The sequence below is a fragment of the Gymnodinialimonas mytili genome, from assembly GCF_037544085.1.
Taxonomy (GTDB): domain Bacteria; phylum Pseudomonadota; class Alphaproteobacteria; order Rhodobacterales; family Rhodobacteraceae; genus Gymnodinialimonas; species Gymnodinialimonas mytili.
Genome location: NZ_JBBIFW010000004.1, coordinates 278,942 through 291,532, shown reverse-complemented (window position 1 = coordinate 291,532; position 12,591 = coordinate 278,942). Strand labels below are relative to the sequence as shown.

The 12,591-nt window shown below is 62.3% G+C and carries 15 protein-coding genes; 5 read left to right on the top strand and 10 right to left on the bottom strand.

Going from position 1 to position 12,591, the window contains the following annotated elements; all coding sequences use genetic code 11:
- Nucleotides 1-35: 35 nt before the first annotated feature.
- Nucleotides 36-1,226 carry an aminotransferase gene (locus V8J82_RS17835; RefSeq protein ID WP_339977225.1) on the bottom strand — a complete coding sequence of 397 codons (1,191 nt, stop codon included), beginning with the start codon at nucleotides 1,224-1,226 and terminating at the stop codon, nucleotides 36-38.
- Between the two features lie 94 nt (nucleotides 1,227-1,320).
- Nucleotides 1,321-1,830: a single-stranded DNA-binding protein gene (ssb, locus tag V8J82_RS17830; protein WP_339977223.1), complete on the bottom strand. Its 510-nt coding sequence runs from the start codon at nucleotides 1,828-1,830 to the stop codon at nucleotides 1,321-1,323.
- Between the two features lie 184 nt (nucleotides 1,831-2,014).
- On the opposite strand from ssb, the gene V8J82_RS17825 reads away from it, so the two are divergent.
- Nucleotides 2,015-2,581, top strand: a complete 567-nt coding sequence (locus V8J82_RS17825; RefSeq protein ID WP_339977221.1) for a lytic transglycosylase domain-containing protein — start codon at nucleotides 2,015-2,017, stop codon at nucleotides 2,579-2,581.
- Between the two features lie 174 nt (nucleotides 2,582-2,755).
- Here V8J82_RS17825 and V8J82_RS17820 read toward each other — a convergent pair whose 3' ends face one another.
- The 3 genes from V8J82_RS17820 to V8J82_RS17810 form a co-directional block, all read right to left on the bottom strand.
- Nucleotides 2,756-2,992 carry a hypothetical protein gene (locus V8J82_RS17820; protein ID WP_339977350.1) on the bottom strand — a complete coding sequence of 79 codons (237 nt, stop codon included), beginning with the start codon at nucleotides 2,990-2,992 and terminating at the stop codon, nucleotides 2,756-2,758.
- A 12-nt stretch (nucleotides 2,993-3,004) separates the two neighbouring features.
- Nucleotides 3,005-4,153, bottom strand: a complete 1,149-nt coding sequence (locus V8J82_RS17815) for an aromatic ring-hydroxylating oxygenase subunit alpha (RefSeq protein ID WP_339977219.1) — start codon at nucleotides 4,151-4,153, stop codon at nucleotides 3,005-3,007.
- Between the two features lie 96 nt (nucleotides 4,154-4,249).
- Nucleotides 4,250-4,828, bottom strand: a complete 579-nt coding sequence (locus V8J82_RS17810; RefSeq protein WP_339977217.1) for an RNA polymerase sigma factor — start codon at nucleotides 4,826-4,828, stop codon at nucleotides 4,250-4,252.
- 306 nt (nucleotides 4,829-5,134) lie between these two features.
- On the opposite strand from V8J82_RS17810, the gene V8J82_RS17805 reads away from it, so the two are divergent.
- A complete protein-coding gene (locus V8J82_RS17805) occupies nucleotides 5,135-5,404 on the top strand; it encodes an EF-hand domain-containing protein (RefSeq protein WP_339977215.1) in 270 nt (89 codons plus the stop codon).
- A 247-nt stretch (nucleotides 5,405-5,651) separates the two neighbouring features.
- Here the strand turns inward: V8J82_RS17805 and ilvN are convergent, their stop codons facing one another.
- From ilvN to V8J82_RS17780, 5 genes are read right to left on the bottom strand one after another with little or no spacing between them, the layout of a single operon-like run.
- Complete coding sequence (ilvN, locus tag V8J82_RS17800; protein ID WP_339977212.1) at nucleotides 5,652-6,209, bottom strand: acetolactate synthase small subunit; 558 nt, start codon at nucleotides 6,207-6,209, stop codon at nucleotides 5,652-5,654.
- Nucleotides 6,210-6,265: 56 nt separating this feature from the next.
- Nucleotides 6,266-6,910 (bottom strand): hypothetical protein, encoded by a 645-nt coding sequence (locus V8J82_RS17795; protein WP_339977210.1) that lies wholly within the window; start codon nucleotides 6,908-6,910, stop codon nucleotides 6,266-6,268.
- Nucleotides 6,907-7,392 carry a hypothetical protein gene (locus V8J82_RS17790; RefSeq protein WP_339977208.1) on the bottom strand — a complete coding sequence of 162 codons (486 nt, stop codon included), beginning with the start codon at nucleotides 7,390-7,392 and terminating at the stop codon, nucleotides 6,907-6,909. Before V8J82_RS17790 ends, V8J82_RS17795 begins: the two co-directional genes overlap by 4 nt.
- 44 nt (nucleotides 7,393-7,436) lie before the next feature.
- Entirely contained in the window at nucleotides 7,437-8,045 is a 609-nt protein-coding gene (locus tag V8J82_RS17785) for a hypothetical protein (protein ID WP_339977206.1), read from the bottom strand.
- Entirely contained in the window at nucleotides 8,045-9,802 is a 1,758-nt protein-coding gene (locus V8J82_RS17780) for an acetolactate synthase 3 large subunit (RefSeq protein WP_339977204.1), read from the bottom strand. Before V8J82_RS17780 ends, V8J82_RS17785 begins: the two co-directional genes overlap by 1 nt.
- 90 nt (nucleotides 9,803-9,892) lie before the next feature.
- Here V8J82_RS17780 and V8J82_RS17775 point away from each other — a divergent pair, with 90 nt between their 5' ends.
- The 3 genes from V8J82_RS17775 to V8J82_RS17765 all read left to right on the top strand — a co-directional run bounded on the left by V8J82_RS17775 (nucleotide 9,893) and on the right by V8J82_RS17765 (nucleotide 12,558).
- Nucleotides 9,893-10,228, top strand: a complete 336-nt coding sequence (locus tag V8J82_RS17775; RefSeq protein ID WP_339977202.1) for a hypothetical protein — start codon at nucleotides 9,893-9,895, stop codon at nucleotides 10,226-10,228.
- A gap of 155 nt (nucleotides 10,229-10,383) precedes the next feature.
- Nucleotides 10,384-11,466: a TRAP transporter substrate-binding protein gene (locus V8J82_RS17770; RefSeq protein WP_339977200.1), complete on the top strand. Its 1,083-nt coding sequence runs from the start codon at nucleotides 10,384-10,386 to the stop codon at nucleotides 11,464-11,466.
- Nucleotides 11,467-11,571: 105 nt separating this feature from the next.
- Nucleotides 11,572-12,558 carry a TRAP transporter small permease subunit gene (locus V8J82_RS17765; RefSeq protein ID WP_339977198.1) on the top strand — a complete coding sequence of 329 codons (987 nt, stop codon included), beginning with the start codon at nucleotides 11,572-11,574 and terminating at the stop codon, nucleotides 12,556-12,558.
- Nucleotides 12,559-12,591 lie beyond the last annotated feature (33 nt).

The following is a 12,591-nucleotide window of genomic DNA, read 5'->3' as shown; positions in this document are numbered from 1 at the left end:
TTGCCGGGCAGGGGGCAAGGGTGCGTCGCGTTCCGCTATAGATCGACCTGCGCCAGGCGCGTCACAACCGCGTCAAGGCCCGCCTTGTCGGCATTGGCAAAGGCAATCCGAAGCGTCGCTTCGGCCTGGCCGCTGCCGCCCTGCTGACGCGTCGGGCCGAACATGGTGCCGGGCAGGACCAGCAGATGCGCCTGATCGACAAGCGCCTTGGCAACCATATCCGACGGCGCCGCAAATGGGTGCCGGACATAGGCGAAATACGCGCCGCAGCCCAGCAGATCCCAGCCTGCCAGGCGCGCAAACCCGGCCTCCGCCGCCGCGCGCCGCGCCAGGATCTCATCGCGCTCCCCCGCCAGCCAGTGCGACAGGTGGCGCATCCCCCATAAGGCACCGATCTGGCCCACTTGCGGTGGACAAATGGCGACGGTGTCGAGAAACTTTTCCACCTCATCCAGGCGCGCTGTGCTGGCCATGATCGCGCCCACGCGGTGCCCGGTCAGGCGGTAGGCCTTTGAAAAGGAATAGAGATGGATCAGCGTATCGTCCCAATCGGGATCGGCGAACAGATTATGGGGCGCGCCGGAGGCCGCATGAAAATCGCGATAGGTCTCATCCACGATCAGAGCGAGCCCGCGCATGCGGGCAAGCTCAAAGAAGGCCCGCATCAAAGCGGGCGGATATTCCTTGCCGGTGGGATTGTTGGGTGTGATCAAAACGATGGCCCGTGTGCGATCGGTGATCAGCGCCGCTGCTGCCTCGGGGTCGGGCAACAAATCGTCCCCCGTGGGCAGATAGACGCCCCGGATCCCGGCCATATCCAGCCACATCTGATGGTTGAAATAGAAGGGCAGGGGCAGGATCACCTCATCCCCCGCGCCCGCCAAGGTCGACAGCGCCGCGGTGAAGGCCTGGTTGCAGCCTGCGGTAATCGCAACCTGCTCCGGCGCGATGTCACCGCCATAGGCGCCTGACCATTGCATCGCCAATTCCTGCCGCAGATCCTCGCGGCCCAGAACGGGTCCGTATAAATGCGTCGATGCATCCGTGATCATGGCCTCGGCCATGGCCCGCACCAGGCCCTCCGGGGGCGGATCGACCGGCGCGGCCTGGCTGAGATTGAGCAATGGCTTGTCATCGCCAAAGCTTTTATCGGCAATCCAACGGCGGGCCTCCATCACAGGGGGCGGGAATGTGGCCGCAAAGGCCGGATTGATTGGCTGCCCCATTGTCTTGCCGCCCGCTCACCCGCGTGCGCCCCTCTTCATCTTGGTGAAAAAACTCCCGCCGGAGGCGTTCCTCCGCCCGCCAGGCGCCTTGGCGCTAGAACGGGATCTCGTCGTCGATATCCGAGCCGCCGCCAAAACCGCCGCCACTTCCGCCGGAGCTGCCCCGATCATCGGAGGGGCCGCCAAAGCTGCCGCGGTCGTCATAGCCGCCGCCACCGCCACCGCCGTAATTGCCGCCACCGCCGCCACCATCACGTCCGTCCAGCATGGTCAGCTCGGATTTGTAAGGGCGCAGCACAACTTCCGTGGAATACCGATCCTGGCCGCTTTGATCCTGCCATTTGCGGGTTTCAAGCTGCCCTTCGATGTAAACCTTCGAGCCTTTGCGCAGATATTGCTCGGCCACGCGCGCCAGAGGTTCGGAGAAAATCGCAACCGAGTGCCATTCGGTCCGCTCTTTGCGTTCGCCGGTATTGCGGTCTTTCCAGGTCTCGGACGTGGCGATGCGCAAGTTGCAGACCTTGCCGCCATTCTGAAAGCTGCGCACTTCCGGGTCGCGACCCAGATTGCCGATGATGATCACCTTGTTGACGGACCCTGCCATCGCTCATCCCCCTTTTTGGACTGACCCGCCGCATGATTCCGGGCGGGTCGCTGCACCGCGTTAGACCACTCAGATCGGTCGGATGGAAGGGTTCATAGCGGTGCGAAATGGCTAAGACTGGTCAGAAAGCGTCCGGCAGGTTAATATCTCCGAGATTATCTACAAGCGCCCTAGGTCTTTTTGAATGCCGTCTCGTCTGCTGCCCGCCGCCATTTGCGGCCTGTCCCTTTTGTCGCCTGCCCATGCCCAAAGCGGATTGGATCGTTTGGATCGCGCGATGGGCGTGCTCGATAACCGCGCGGCCACGCAATATGAATTCTCCGCGCGCCTGCGCCCTGAAACCGAGGCGACGCGCGGTTTGCCGAGTTACGAAGGCGGCTATGATGGGCCGTTCCTAGCGGTGGCCCGGTCCGCTGCGCGCCGCCACGGCGTGCCCGAGGATCTGTTCCTGCGGCTCGTCCAACAAGAATCCGGCTGGAATACCGAAGCCGTCAGCACGGCTGGCGCCCTGGGCCTAGCGCAGTTGATGCCCGATACCGCGAACCTTCTGGGGGTTGATCCGGCAGATCCGGTGGCCAATCTGGATGGCGGTGCCCGCTATCTGGCGCAGCAATACCGCCGCTTCGGCAATTGGCGGCTGGCGCTTGCCGCCTATAATGCGGGGCCGGAGGCGGTTTTGCGCCATGACGGCGTGCCCCCCTTTGCCGAAACGGAACATTACGTGCGCGTGATCCTTGGGTCTCGGAGCTAGCAGCCGCCCGCTTGGCTCAGCTTTACCCCGACATTGCTCATTTCAAACGTCCTGCTTTTGGGCGGCTTGGTGGTCCTTGCCGCGCTCTGGATCCTGGATCGCAGCCGAGGGTGCTATCCGATGCGATAGGCAGCGGCGCTCTGGCCGATCTGGATACGGCGTTGAATTTGCGGTTTATCCGGTTTCGATCCCGGGCACAGAATGTGGTTGATCCGCACCCATCGCCACAAGGCGGTCACGCAATGTATCGGCGCGCGGGTCGCCGGCCTCCAGCGCGAAGATATACGCGTGGGTCAGGTAAAAGGCGGCGTTTTGCGGCGCCAGACCCTCAGCCGCCTGGGCATAAAGCGTGACCAACGCCGCGCAATCGCCCCTCGCATGGGCGGCCAGCACGGCGCGGTCCAAGGCCATCCGATCCACGGCCTAGTCCCCTATCATCTCCATACGGGCGGCGATCCAGGCGTGGAAACAATGGGTCGGGCCATCCATGGCCGGTGAAAACCGCCCGCCGTCAAAGCCCGTTGCCGCGCGGCCCTTTTGCATCCCCTCGACCACGAAGATGTCTTCCTCGAACACCTCTTTCCATTGCGCCGCGTTTTGCGCGCGCAGGGCCGGATCAGTGTCGGGCGCGGCGTAGTACAGATGCACATGCTCGCGCGTTCTGGTCGTGTCGACCGGTTCCAAGACGATGGCGAATGCGTGGTCGCGGTGGACCCCCAGCAGGACGTTTGGATAGAGCGCGATGTATTCTGCGCCAGTCTCCCAATGGGCATCGAGGTCTTTGAAGTCCGGAAAGCGCGCGCCGTCGACGCCGCTCAATTGACGATAAACATAACTGCCCTGACCCGAAAAATGCCCAGGCTCTTCAATGTGATAATGATCTTCCAGCCGGGAATAGCTGTTCAGGCCGGGATGCACCCACGGCAGGTGATAGCTTTCGCAGTAATTCTCGACCGCCAACTTCCAGTTCGTCGCGACATCGAGCGTGAAGGTGCTGTCGGACCCGCCATGGTAAAGGGGTTGGTCGAAGGCTGCCCACCGATGCAGTAGGTCGCCATGGATATCCTCAAAGGGCGGCGCATCGCCGGACAGGTTCACGAAGATCACATCGCGCCAGATATGGCTGGCGACCTCCACAAGGCCCAGGGATGCGCGATCGATCCCGTCGCAGGCATTCTGGCCCGGCCCGCCGACATGGGGCGTGGCCACCAGGCGCCCGTCCTTTGCATAGCACCAGGAATGGTACGGGCAGCGGATCGCGCCTTCGATCCTGCGCGGCGTATCGACCAGGATCATCCCGCGATGGCGGCAGACATTGTAGAAGACCCGCACCGTGTTCTGGTCGTCGCGCAGCAACAGAAGCGGCTGGCCGAGAAAGGTGATCGGTTTTGCATCCCCCGGCGCTGGAACATCGGCGCCGACGGCCAGGGCCGCCCAGGTCGTTTCCAGGGCGGCGCGGGTCTCCGTGGCAATGATGTCGGGATCGGTGTAATGGGCATTGGGTAGGCCGTGGGCGTGCTCAATCGGCGCGCGCACGGCGGTCAGGTCGGCAAGGCGGCTGTCTTTGGGCATGGCGCGGCGCTCCCTGAAGGGTGATTGCCGCGCCATGCTGCGGGATTAAGCGGATTGCATCGCGCCAATCTGCGACATCCGCTGGCCCATCAGCGGTCAGGATCCGCCCAGCAGATCGTTCACGGGGGTGCCCGGGGGCAGGTCCAGCGCCTCACGCAGGGCCGCCCGTCCGCGGGCCATGCGCGATGTGACGGTGCCCAGGGGCAGGCCGGTCTTGTCGGCGATCTCGGCATAGCTGAGCCCGTCCATCGCACGCAGCTTCAGCAAGTTGCGCTGGTCCTGCGGCAACTCCTCCAGCGCCGAAAGCGCTTCGGCACAGGCCAGACGCAAGCTGGCATCGGAGCCGCGCGGCGCGGCGATGTCCTCGGGCTCGGTCTCTGCGGGCGGCACGATGGAGCCCCGTGCGAAGGCGCGGTGGCGCAAGGTGGCGAAGGCGTAGGCGCGCAGATCCTCGATGGGGCCGGCGTCGCTGCTGGCCGCACTGCGGGACATTGCCAGGCGGGCCCAGACCCGCAACACGGTATCTTGCACAAGATCGTCGGCATCATCTGCGGATCGGGTCAGCCGCCGCGCGGTGCGGCGCAGGTCGCTCAGCAACACGCCGAAGATATGCGACGGTGGGAGGCTGGCGGAAATTCGAGGCGCTTGGGTACTGGAACTGGCAAGACGAGACATAAACGACGGCCTTTCACATTGGGGGCAATCTCTGTGGCCCCGTAGGCTGTGGCCGCGCACCAGCCGCGGCAAGCGGACCAGGCTGTGGCAGGGGCGGTTTGGCCCCGCGCCGCCTGTTCGAGGCGAGCGCCCGCCGATCCAAACGCATCCGGCGGGACGTCGCCCGTCAAATGGACCATTCCGGGCAAGCCGCCGCCGATCCAAATCGGGTTTGGGACGAAATCGGCCTCAGGGGGCTCTTCCCTTGTAGGTACGCCGCACTGAACGTGACGTGCCGATACGCAACCTTATGGAGGGAAATGTCCCATGCGATCCGAATTCGACAAACTACGCCTTGGTGCACTTACGACCGCCACGGCAATCGCGCTGACACTCGGGGGCGCAGGCCTCGCCATGGGTCAGGCCGAAAGCGTCGATACCGACGGTGACGGGATGGTCAGCTTCGCTGAGCTTCTGACTTTGATGCCAGCGATGACCGAAGAAGAATTCCAGGCGCTCGACGCCGATGCCGATGGTCTGCTGAGCTCCGAAGAACTCGGTGCCGCTCAGGACGCCGGCCTTATTCCGGCGGGCTGATTTGCGCGCCGTTCCGGGGGGCTCCGGCCCCTTGGAACAGGGCGTGGGGGAGGGGCAGATGACCCCCACGCCCTGAGATATCGATTTCGCCCCACGGGACCGTTTCAGGTGGGCCAACCTCCCCACTCCACCTGACAGCACGGTCGCGAACGGTTCCGGTCCATGTGTCCTTTGGGCCCGATGATCCACCCCAGCATTCGGGTCCCGGACCGGAACCGCCTTTTCTACCTGGGCATTCTCACCGAGATCAGGCGCCGCGCGCGATCGCCGCCACGCCGGTGCGGGCCAGGCGCACATCGCCCAAGGGGCGCATCAGATCGGTGAAGGCGTCGATCTTGTCCGGTGTGCCGGTCATCTCAAACACAAAGCTCTCCAGCGTGGAATCCACCACATTGGCCCGGAAAATCTCGGCGATGCGCAGGGCTTCGACGCGGGCCTCGCCGGTGCCGTTCACCTTGATCAAGGCCAGTTCGCGGCTGACGAATGGCCCCTCGACGGTCATGTCGGCGACTTCGTGAACCGGCACCATGCGATCCAGCTGCATGCGGATCTGGTGGATCACTTGCGGCGTGCCGCTGGTCACGATGGTGATGCGCGACCGGTGCCCGCCATGATCCACCTCGGCCACGGTCAGGCTTTCGATATTGTAGCCGCGTCCGGAAAAGAGGCCGATCACCCGCGCCAGAACGCCCGGTTCGTTTTCGACCAGAATGGCAAGGGTGTGGGTCTCGATCTCTTCGCTCATATGCGAGCGGAGGTCATAGGCGGAATGGCTGGTGGAGCCTTGTTCGATATTGAGGGCCATGGGCGGGATCTCCTTGTCGCGGCGGGTTTGCCGCGCTGTGGGGCGAAAGGCAAGGGTTACGGGATCAACGACGGAAAGGCGTCATCGATGGTAAGCGGGAAGGGTATGGGTGCGGTTCGGGGCCCGTCGATAGGGCTGCCCAGCCCACCAGCTGTTTCGATATAGGGACGATAGACGAGGTTCGCAGAGACGAATTCGGCGTCATCCGGCGGCGTCTGCGCTACTTCGATAAGGTCGGCGGGTGGCAGAAAGCTCGCATGATAGAAGGTGAGCGTCAGCACGACGTCAGGCTCTGCGGGCAGGTCGTAGACAAGCGTGAAGCCGGGTTCGCCTTCGCGCACATGGATCAGTCCCGGTCTATCGAACGGATCAGTCTCGGTGGCATCGCTCAATCGGTTTGCCACATCGGCCAGACCCATGATTCCCGTCTGCAAGCCACCGGTTTCCGGCGGGTCGGGTGCATCGGGCGATGCGCGGGTGCTGAGCCATACAAGCGTGCCATCACTCGTATAGGTCACGTCAAGGCGCTGTTCGAACGGCAGCGGATATGAGGCGTAAATCAGATTGCCGGCCTGTTCGAGCGCGAAGGGCTCGCCAATTACACCAAGCGCTGAGGCAGGCATGCCGGGCCGCAGACCGCGGAAATCCTGAGCGGCAGCGGGCAGGGCGGCCAGCAGGCATAGGGCAATCGCCCGGATCATGAGATCGGCACACCGCAGAGCGGCTCGGGCGGCAATCGCGGGAAATCGGCGTCGAAGCTTTCGAGCGGTTGGAACGGATGCGCCGGCAGCAGGTAGGGCGGCTCTCCATCGCGTAGGCCGTAGCGGTCGCCATTGAACGAGCCGCCCTGGACAACGGTTTCGAACAGGGCGGTTTCGGTGAAGCAATGGGTCGAGCCCTGTTCCTCGGCGGCGAAGGAGAGTGGCGGATATTGATAGCAGACTTGTGGTCCCTCATCGGTCTCGTAGACGCCCCAGGTGCCGACGATCACATCCTCAATGCCGTTGAACCACAGATAGGCTGTTCCGTCCCCGGCGCTGTATTCGATTTGATTGCCCTGACCATCGTAAAAATGCGTCGTGCGCCCGCAGAGCAGATCGAACAGCGCGTCCACACCGGTTTGGGCCATTGCAGGGCTGGTCGCAGAGCCAAGCAAAATGGCCAATGCGATGCGCGCGGGCATCCAATGGCCACCTAAAGATGTGTGAGGAGATTGGGCTTTGGAGGTCATTGCGTGGCAAGCTCCAGAATGGCGCGACCGAGGGGTGGCGGACCCAGAGGGGTGTCGGGCAGAGTTGGCAGGAGTTCCGCTGCCTGCGCAGCATCAAGAAGCGTCAACGAAATCAAGCGCGCGTCCATCGGGACGACGATTGTGGGCTGGTCCGCATCAAAGGCGTCGGCAGCGAAAGCCAGAAGCATCAAAGTGTTTGCCTCGTCATTTGGCCTAAACAGAACACGCCATGTCCATTGACCGTCGACAGGCACCATCGGCATCTGGCTTTCAATCCGCTGGTCCGGCGCGCTGGCCATGGCCACCAATTCAGTGACGCTTGTCTGCCCTAGCCTGATCGCACCGGTTCCGTCGTCTGCCGTCGCATGCAAAGCTATGACACGATCATCGGCAGAGTAGCTGACAATCACGTGTTGGCCCCGATCTCCGCGGAATTCCGCAACTGTCGAGCCATCGTCGTTTTGTACTTCGCTTGCGCGATCCCCGAGGCGTGCCAAGTCGAGCGTGGAGTCACCGATCCTGAGCCCGTTGAACAGATCCGCATATCCAGGGGCGCCCGCCAAAAGACACGACGCCCCGAGAAGGGCTGCGATGTGAAATCGCATCACACCAACACACCGCCATCCGCGTCGATGACGCCTTGGGTTTCGGCCTCGCCCAGCAGCATTTCGTTGTGGGCTTTGCCGGACGGGATCATGGGGAAGCAGTTTTCGTGCTTTTCGACGAGGCAATCGAAGATCACCGGGCCGTCATGGTTCAGCATCTCCATGATCGCATCGTCCAGATCCTTGGGATCGGAGCACAGGATACCCTTGGCACCGAAGGCTTCGGCCAGTTTCACGAAATCGGGCAGCGCCTCGGACCAGGAATGGCTGTAGCGCTCGCCATGCAGCAATTCCTGCCATTGCCGCACCATGCCCAGACGCTCGTTGTTGAGGATGAACTGCTTGACCGGCAGGCGGTACTGGGTGGCGGTGCCCATTTCCTGCATATTCATCAGCCACGATGCCTCACCGGCGACATTGATCACCAGCGCATCGGGATGGGCCACCTGCACGCCGATGGAGGCGGGCACGCCATAGCCCATCGTGCCCAAACCGCCCGAGGTCATCCAGCGGTTCGGATCCTCGAAGCCCAGGAATTGCGCGGCCCACATCTGATGCTGGCCGACCTCGGTGCAGATGAACCGGTCCTTGCGGTCCTTGGTCAGGGCCTCCAGCCGCTCCAACGCATATTGCGGCTTAATCACGGTCTCCGATTGTGCGTAGGTCAGGCAGCGCACGGCCTTCCAGGCCTCGATCTGCTGCCACCAGGTCTGCACGGCAGTGCCGTTGGTCTTGCGGCCCCTGGCCTTCCAGACCTTCAGCATCGACTCCAGCACATGGGCGACATCCCCGATGATCGGGAAATCGGCATGGATCACCTTGTTGATCGACGAGGGATCGATATCGACATGGGCCTTGCGCGAGCGCGGGCTGAAATCGGCGATGCGGCCGGTGATCCGGTCATCGAAGCGCGCGCCGATATTGATCATCAGATCGCAGCCATGCATCGCCAGATTGGCCTCATAGGTGCCGTGCATGCCCAACATGCCCAGCCACTTGCCGCCCGAGGCAGGATAGCTGCCCAGACCCATCAGCGTGGAGGTGATCGGGAAGCCCGTCGCCTCGACCAATTCACGCAGCAAGGTGCTGGCCTTGTCGCCGGAATTGATCACGCCACCGCCGGTATAGAAGATCGGACGCTCTGCCTGTTCCATCGCCTCGACCAGCGCGGTGATCACCTCTAGATCACCTTTCACCTTGGGCTGATAATGGCTGACCTTCGCCTTGGGCTTGGTCGTGTAGGTGCCGGTGGCGAATTGCACATCCTTGGGGATATCGACCAAAACCGGGCCCGGGCGGCCCGCAGTGGCGATATGGAAGGCCTGGTGGATCGTGTCGCTGAGCTTGTCGGTATCCTTCACCAGCCAGTTCATCTTGGTGCAGGGGCGCGTGATGCCGACCGTATCGGCCTCCTGGAACGCGTCAGAGCCGATCATGAAGGTCGGGACCTGGCCGGTCAGGACGATGATCGGGATCGAATCCATCAGCGCATCGGTCAGACCCGTCACCGCATTGGTGGCGCCGGGGCCCGAGGTCACCAGAACGACGCCAGGCTTGCCGGTGGACCGGGCATAGCCCTCGGCGGCATGGACCGCACCCTGTTCGTGACGCACCAGGATGTGGCGGATGGCGTTTTGCTGAAAGATCTCGTCGTAAATCGGTAGGACCGCGCCGCCGGGATATCCGAATACGGTGTCGACACCCTGTTCCTTCAGGGCTTCGACGATCATTTTCGCTCCGGTCATGTGCTCTGACATTGCGCTTTGTCCTTCTGTTCTGCGCTTCGGTCTTGTGTCTTACGCCATAAAAAAGCCCCCGGGGGTGATCCGGGGGCGCATGGTTCCAATATGGATGCCGGTTTACCGACCCATGCGCCTGGTTCCTACGAGTACGAGAATGCCGTTCATCTTGCGGGCCTTTCAAAAGCGTGCGCGGACGATAGGGGGGGTGATTTGCACCGTCAACCGTCAAAACGTGCTTTCGGCAAAGAAAATGTCGCAGAAGGCCGGTTTGGCGCAACTTTCTCAAATCCAGGCGACGCGGCGACTCAGACTGCACCGCAAACCCATCTGACAAGGGCGCCAAATGCGCCCTGCGACACTATTTCCGACCCGCCTGTGACTGTTAGCGAAAACAATCAACAACCCTTGGTTGAAAAGATTCCCAATACGCAATTTTGGTAAGAAAATTTTACAAAATTTGGGTGTTTGTCCGTTAATTCCTGTTTTCGTCGCACAGTGCAGACGCTAACGTGCCGCTACTTTCATGCCCGTCGCCCGAGGGGGGGCGCGGGACGCTTAAAAAAGACCATCAAGACCCAATTGGGAGGAAATCACATATGGATCGACGCTCATTCCTGCGCACGTCCGCACTCGGCGGCGCGGCAGCTGCATCCACCACGCTGGCCGCACCGGCCTATGCCCAGGGCAACCGGACCCTGACCATGGTCACCTCGGTGCCCGATGGCTTTGCGATCTTCGACGATGCGGCGCAATTGGCAGCCGATTACATCACCAGCGCCACCGATGGCGCGCTGACCATCCAAAAGATGCCCGCGGGCTCTCTGGTGGGGGCGTTCGAAGTGTTCGACGCTGTGTCGTCCGGTCAGGCTGACCTGTATCACTCGGCGGAATACTACTTCCTGAACCAACACCCGGCATTCGCATTCTTCACATCGGTGCCCTTCGGCATGACCGGTCAGGAACTGGCGAACTGGTACTACCATCGCGGTGGCGCCGAACAGCACACCGAACTGGCGTCGCTGTTCAACCTCAAGCCGTTCCTTTGCGGCAACACGGCCATGCAGCCCGGCGGGTGGTTCAACAACGAAATCAACTCCGCCGAAGACCTGCAGGGTCTGCGGTTCCGGATGCCGGGCCAGGGTGGTCAGGTGCTGGGTCGCCTGGGCGCCTCGGTCCAGAACATCCCGGGCGGTGAGATCTATCAAGCGCTGTCCTCGGGCCAGATCGATGGCGCGGAATGGATCGGTCCGTTCGCGGATGAGCGTCTGGGCTTCCAGGAAGTGACGTCGAACTACTACACGTCTGGCTTCCATGAGCCGGGCTCGGCCCTGGCGCTGTCGTTCAACCTGGATGTCTGGGAATCGCTCTCGCCTGCCCATCAGGTCATCGTCGAAGCCGCCTGCCGCGCCACAAACGCGACCAACCTGGCCATGTCGCTGGCGGAAAACGGCGCAGCCTTGGCCCGCCTGCAATCGGCTGGTGTCCAAACGCGTCAATTCCCCGAAGATGTCTGGGATGCGTTCGGTCAGGCCTCTGCCGAGGTGCGCGAAGAAAACATGTCGGATCCGATCTATGCCGACATCGCCAACAGCTACTTCGAGTCGATGCGCGAAAGCGCTGGCTGGTACGAGATTGCCGACGGCGAATACATGCGCCAGCGCAACCGCGTGATCGGCTAAACCCATGCGCCGCGGGCCGTCTCGGCTGCGCGGCGATGATCTGATCCCACCCTGGCCCAGAGCGGTCGGGGTGGGGCACGACCCGACCGGTGATTGGGGGCTTCCATGGAAAACGAAATCGAGTGCACGGGGTTCTTTCGACCCAGCGTTGCGGAGACGACATCGTGTCTGGACGCCTTCCAAGAGGGATCTTGGGGCGGGTTCATCCTCGGCAACTTTGTCGAGGCGCCCTATAATCTGGTCGCGGCCCTGATCAGCCCGGCCTCGTGGCTGGATTGGTCGCAAGGCGAAAGCCTGGTGCGGTTCATCTATTATGGCGGGTCGGTGGAGTTCTTCTTCGTCATCCTGCTGATCTGCCTGACCATTACGATCATTGGCCTGTTCCGGAACGCATTCCTCTGGGGCTGCGTGCGGGTGTTGGAATTCTGCGCCAACGCGATTGGCCGCACCGTGGCCTGGGTGGGCCTGTTGATGGTGCTGCAGCAGGTGATGATCGTCTTCCTGCAACGCATCTTCCGCGTGGCCGAGATCCAGCTTGGCCCCTTGGGTCTGTCGTTCACGCAGGATCTGAGTTGGTGGTCGGAAGAGCTGAAGCTTTATAACGCGATGATCGTCTGCCTCTGCGTGACCTATACGTTTGTGCAGGGCGGCCATGTGCGGGTCGATTTGGTCTATTCGGCCGTGAAGTTCCGCACCAAGAAGGTGCTGGATATGATTGGTTCGGTGATCTTCATGATGCCGGCGATCACGCTGACCTACATGTTCGCCTGGTTCTTCATGTGGCGCCATCTGGTTTTGCCGGGCCCTGCGGCCTCTGCAGATCTCGACCGGCTGATGCGAGGCGCCAGCGTGATCCGCTGGAACGTGGAGACCATCGGGTTCAGCCCCAACGGCTTCAATGCGTATTTCCTGTTCAAGGTGCTGATCGTTGCCTTCTGTATCCTGGTCTTTGCCCAGGCCTGGGCGATGCTGTGGCGATCTTACCTGGAATTCCGCGAAGGCCCGGAGTCCGAGGGCAAATACATGGATCATGACGTGTTGGGCGATGAAGCCGAAGAGATCGAGCACGCGATCCATTCCGGCTCCACCTGATCTGATCCGACACACGAGACAACGCTCGCCAAG

Coding starts and splice junctions, on each gene's coding strand:
- V8J82_RS17835 (WP_339977225.1), bottom strand. CDS start 1,226: ATGGGGCAGCCAATCAATCCGGCCTTTGCGGCCACATTCCCGCCCCCT.
- ssb (WP_339977223.1), bottom strand. CDS start 1,830: ATGGCAGGGTCCGTCAACAAGGTGATCATCATCGGCAATCTGGGTCGC.
- V8J82_RS17825 (WP_339977221.1), top strand. CDS start 2,015: ATGCCGTCTCGTCTGCTGCCCGCCGCCATTTGCGGCCTGTCCCTTTTG.
- V8J82_RS17820 (WP_339977350.1), bottom strand. CDS start 2,992: ATGGCCTTGGACCGCGCCGTGCTGGCCGCCCATGCGAGGGGCGATTGC.
- V8J82_RS17815 (WP_339977219.1), bottom strand. CDS start 4,153: ATGCCCAAAGACAGCCGCCTTGCCGACCTGACCGCCGTGCGCGCGCCG.
- V8J82_RS17810 (WP_339977217.1), bottom strand. CDS start 4,828: ATGTCTCGTCTTGCCAGTTCCAGTACCCAAGCGCCTCGAATTTCCGCC.
- V8J82_RS17805 (WP_339977215.1), top strand. CDS start 5,135: ATGCGATCCGAATTCGACAAACTACGCCTTGGTGCACTTACGACCGCC.
- ilvN (WP_339977212.1), bottom strand. CDS start 6,209: ATGGCCCTCAATATCGAACAAGGCTCCACCAGCCATTCCGCCTATGAC.
- V8J82_RS17795 (WP_339977210.1), bottom strand. CDS start 6,910: ATGATCCGGGCGATTGCCCTATGCCTGCTGGCCGCCCTGCCCGCTGCC.
- V8J82_RS17790 (WP_339977208.1), bottom strand. CDS start 7,392: ATGCCCGCGCGCATCGCATTGGCCATTTTGCTTGGCTCTGCGACCAGC.
- V8J82_RS17785 (WP_339977206.1), bottom strand. CDS start 8,045: ATGCGATTTCACATCGCAGCCCTTCTCGGGGCGTCGTGTCTTTTGGCG.
- V8J82_RS17780 (WP_339977204.1), bottom strand. CDS start 9,802: ATGTCAGAGCACATGACCGGAGCGAAAATGATCGTCGAAGCCCTGAAG.
- V8J82_RS17775 (WP_339977202.1), top strand. CDS start 9,893: ATGGATGCCGGTTTACCGACCCATGCGCCTGGTTCCTACGAGTACGAG.
- V8J82_RS17770 (WP_339977200.1), top strand. CDS start 10,384: ATGGATCGACGCTCATTCCTGCGCACGTCCGCACTCGGCGGCGCGGCA.
- V8J82_RS17765 (WP_339977198.1), top strand. CDS start 11,572: ATGGAAAACGAAATCGAGTGCACGGGGTTCTTTCGACCCAGCGTTGCG.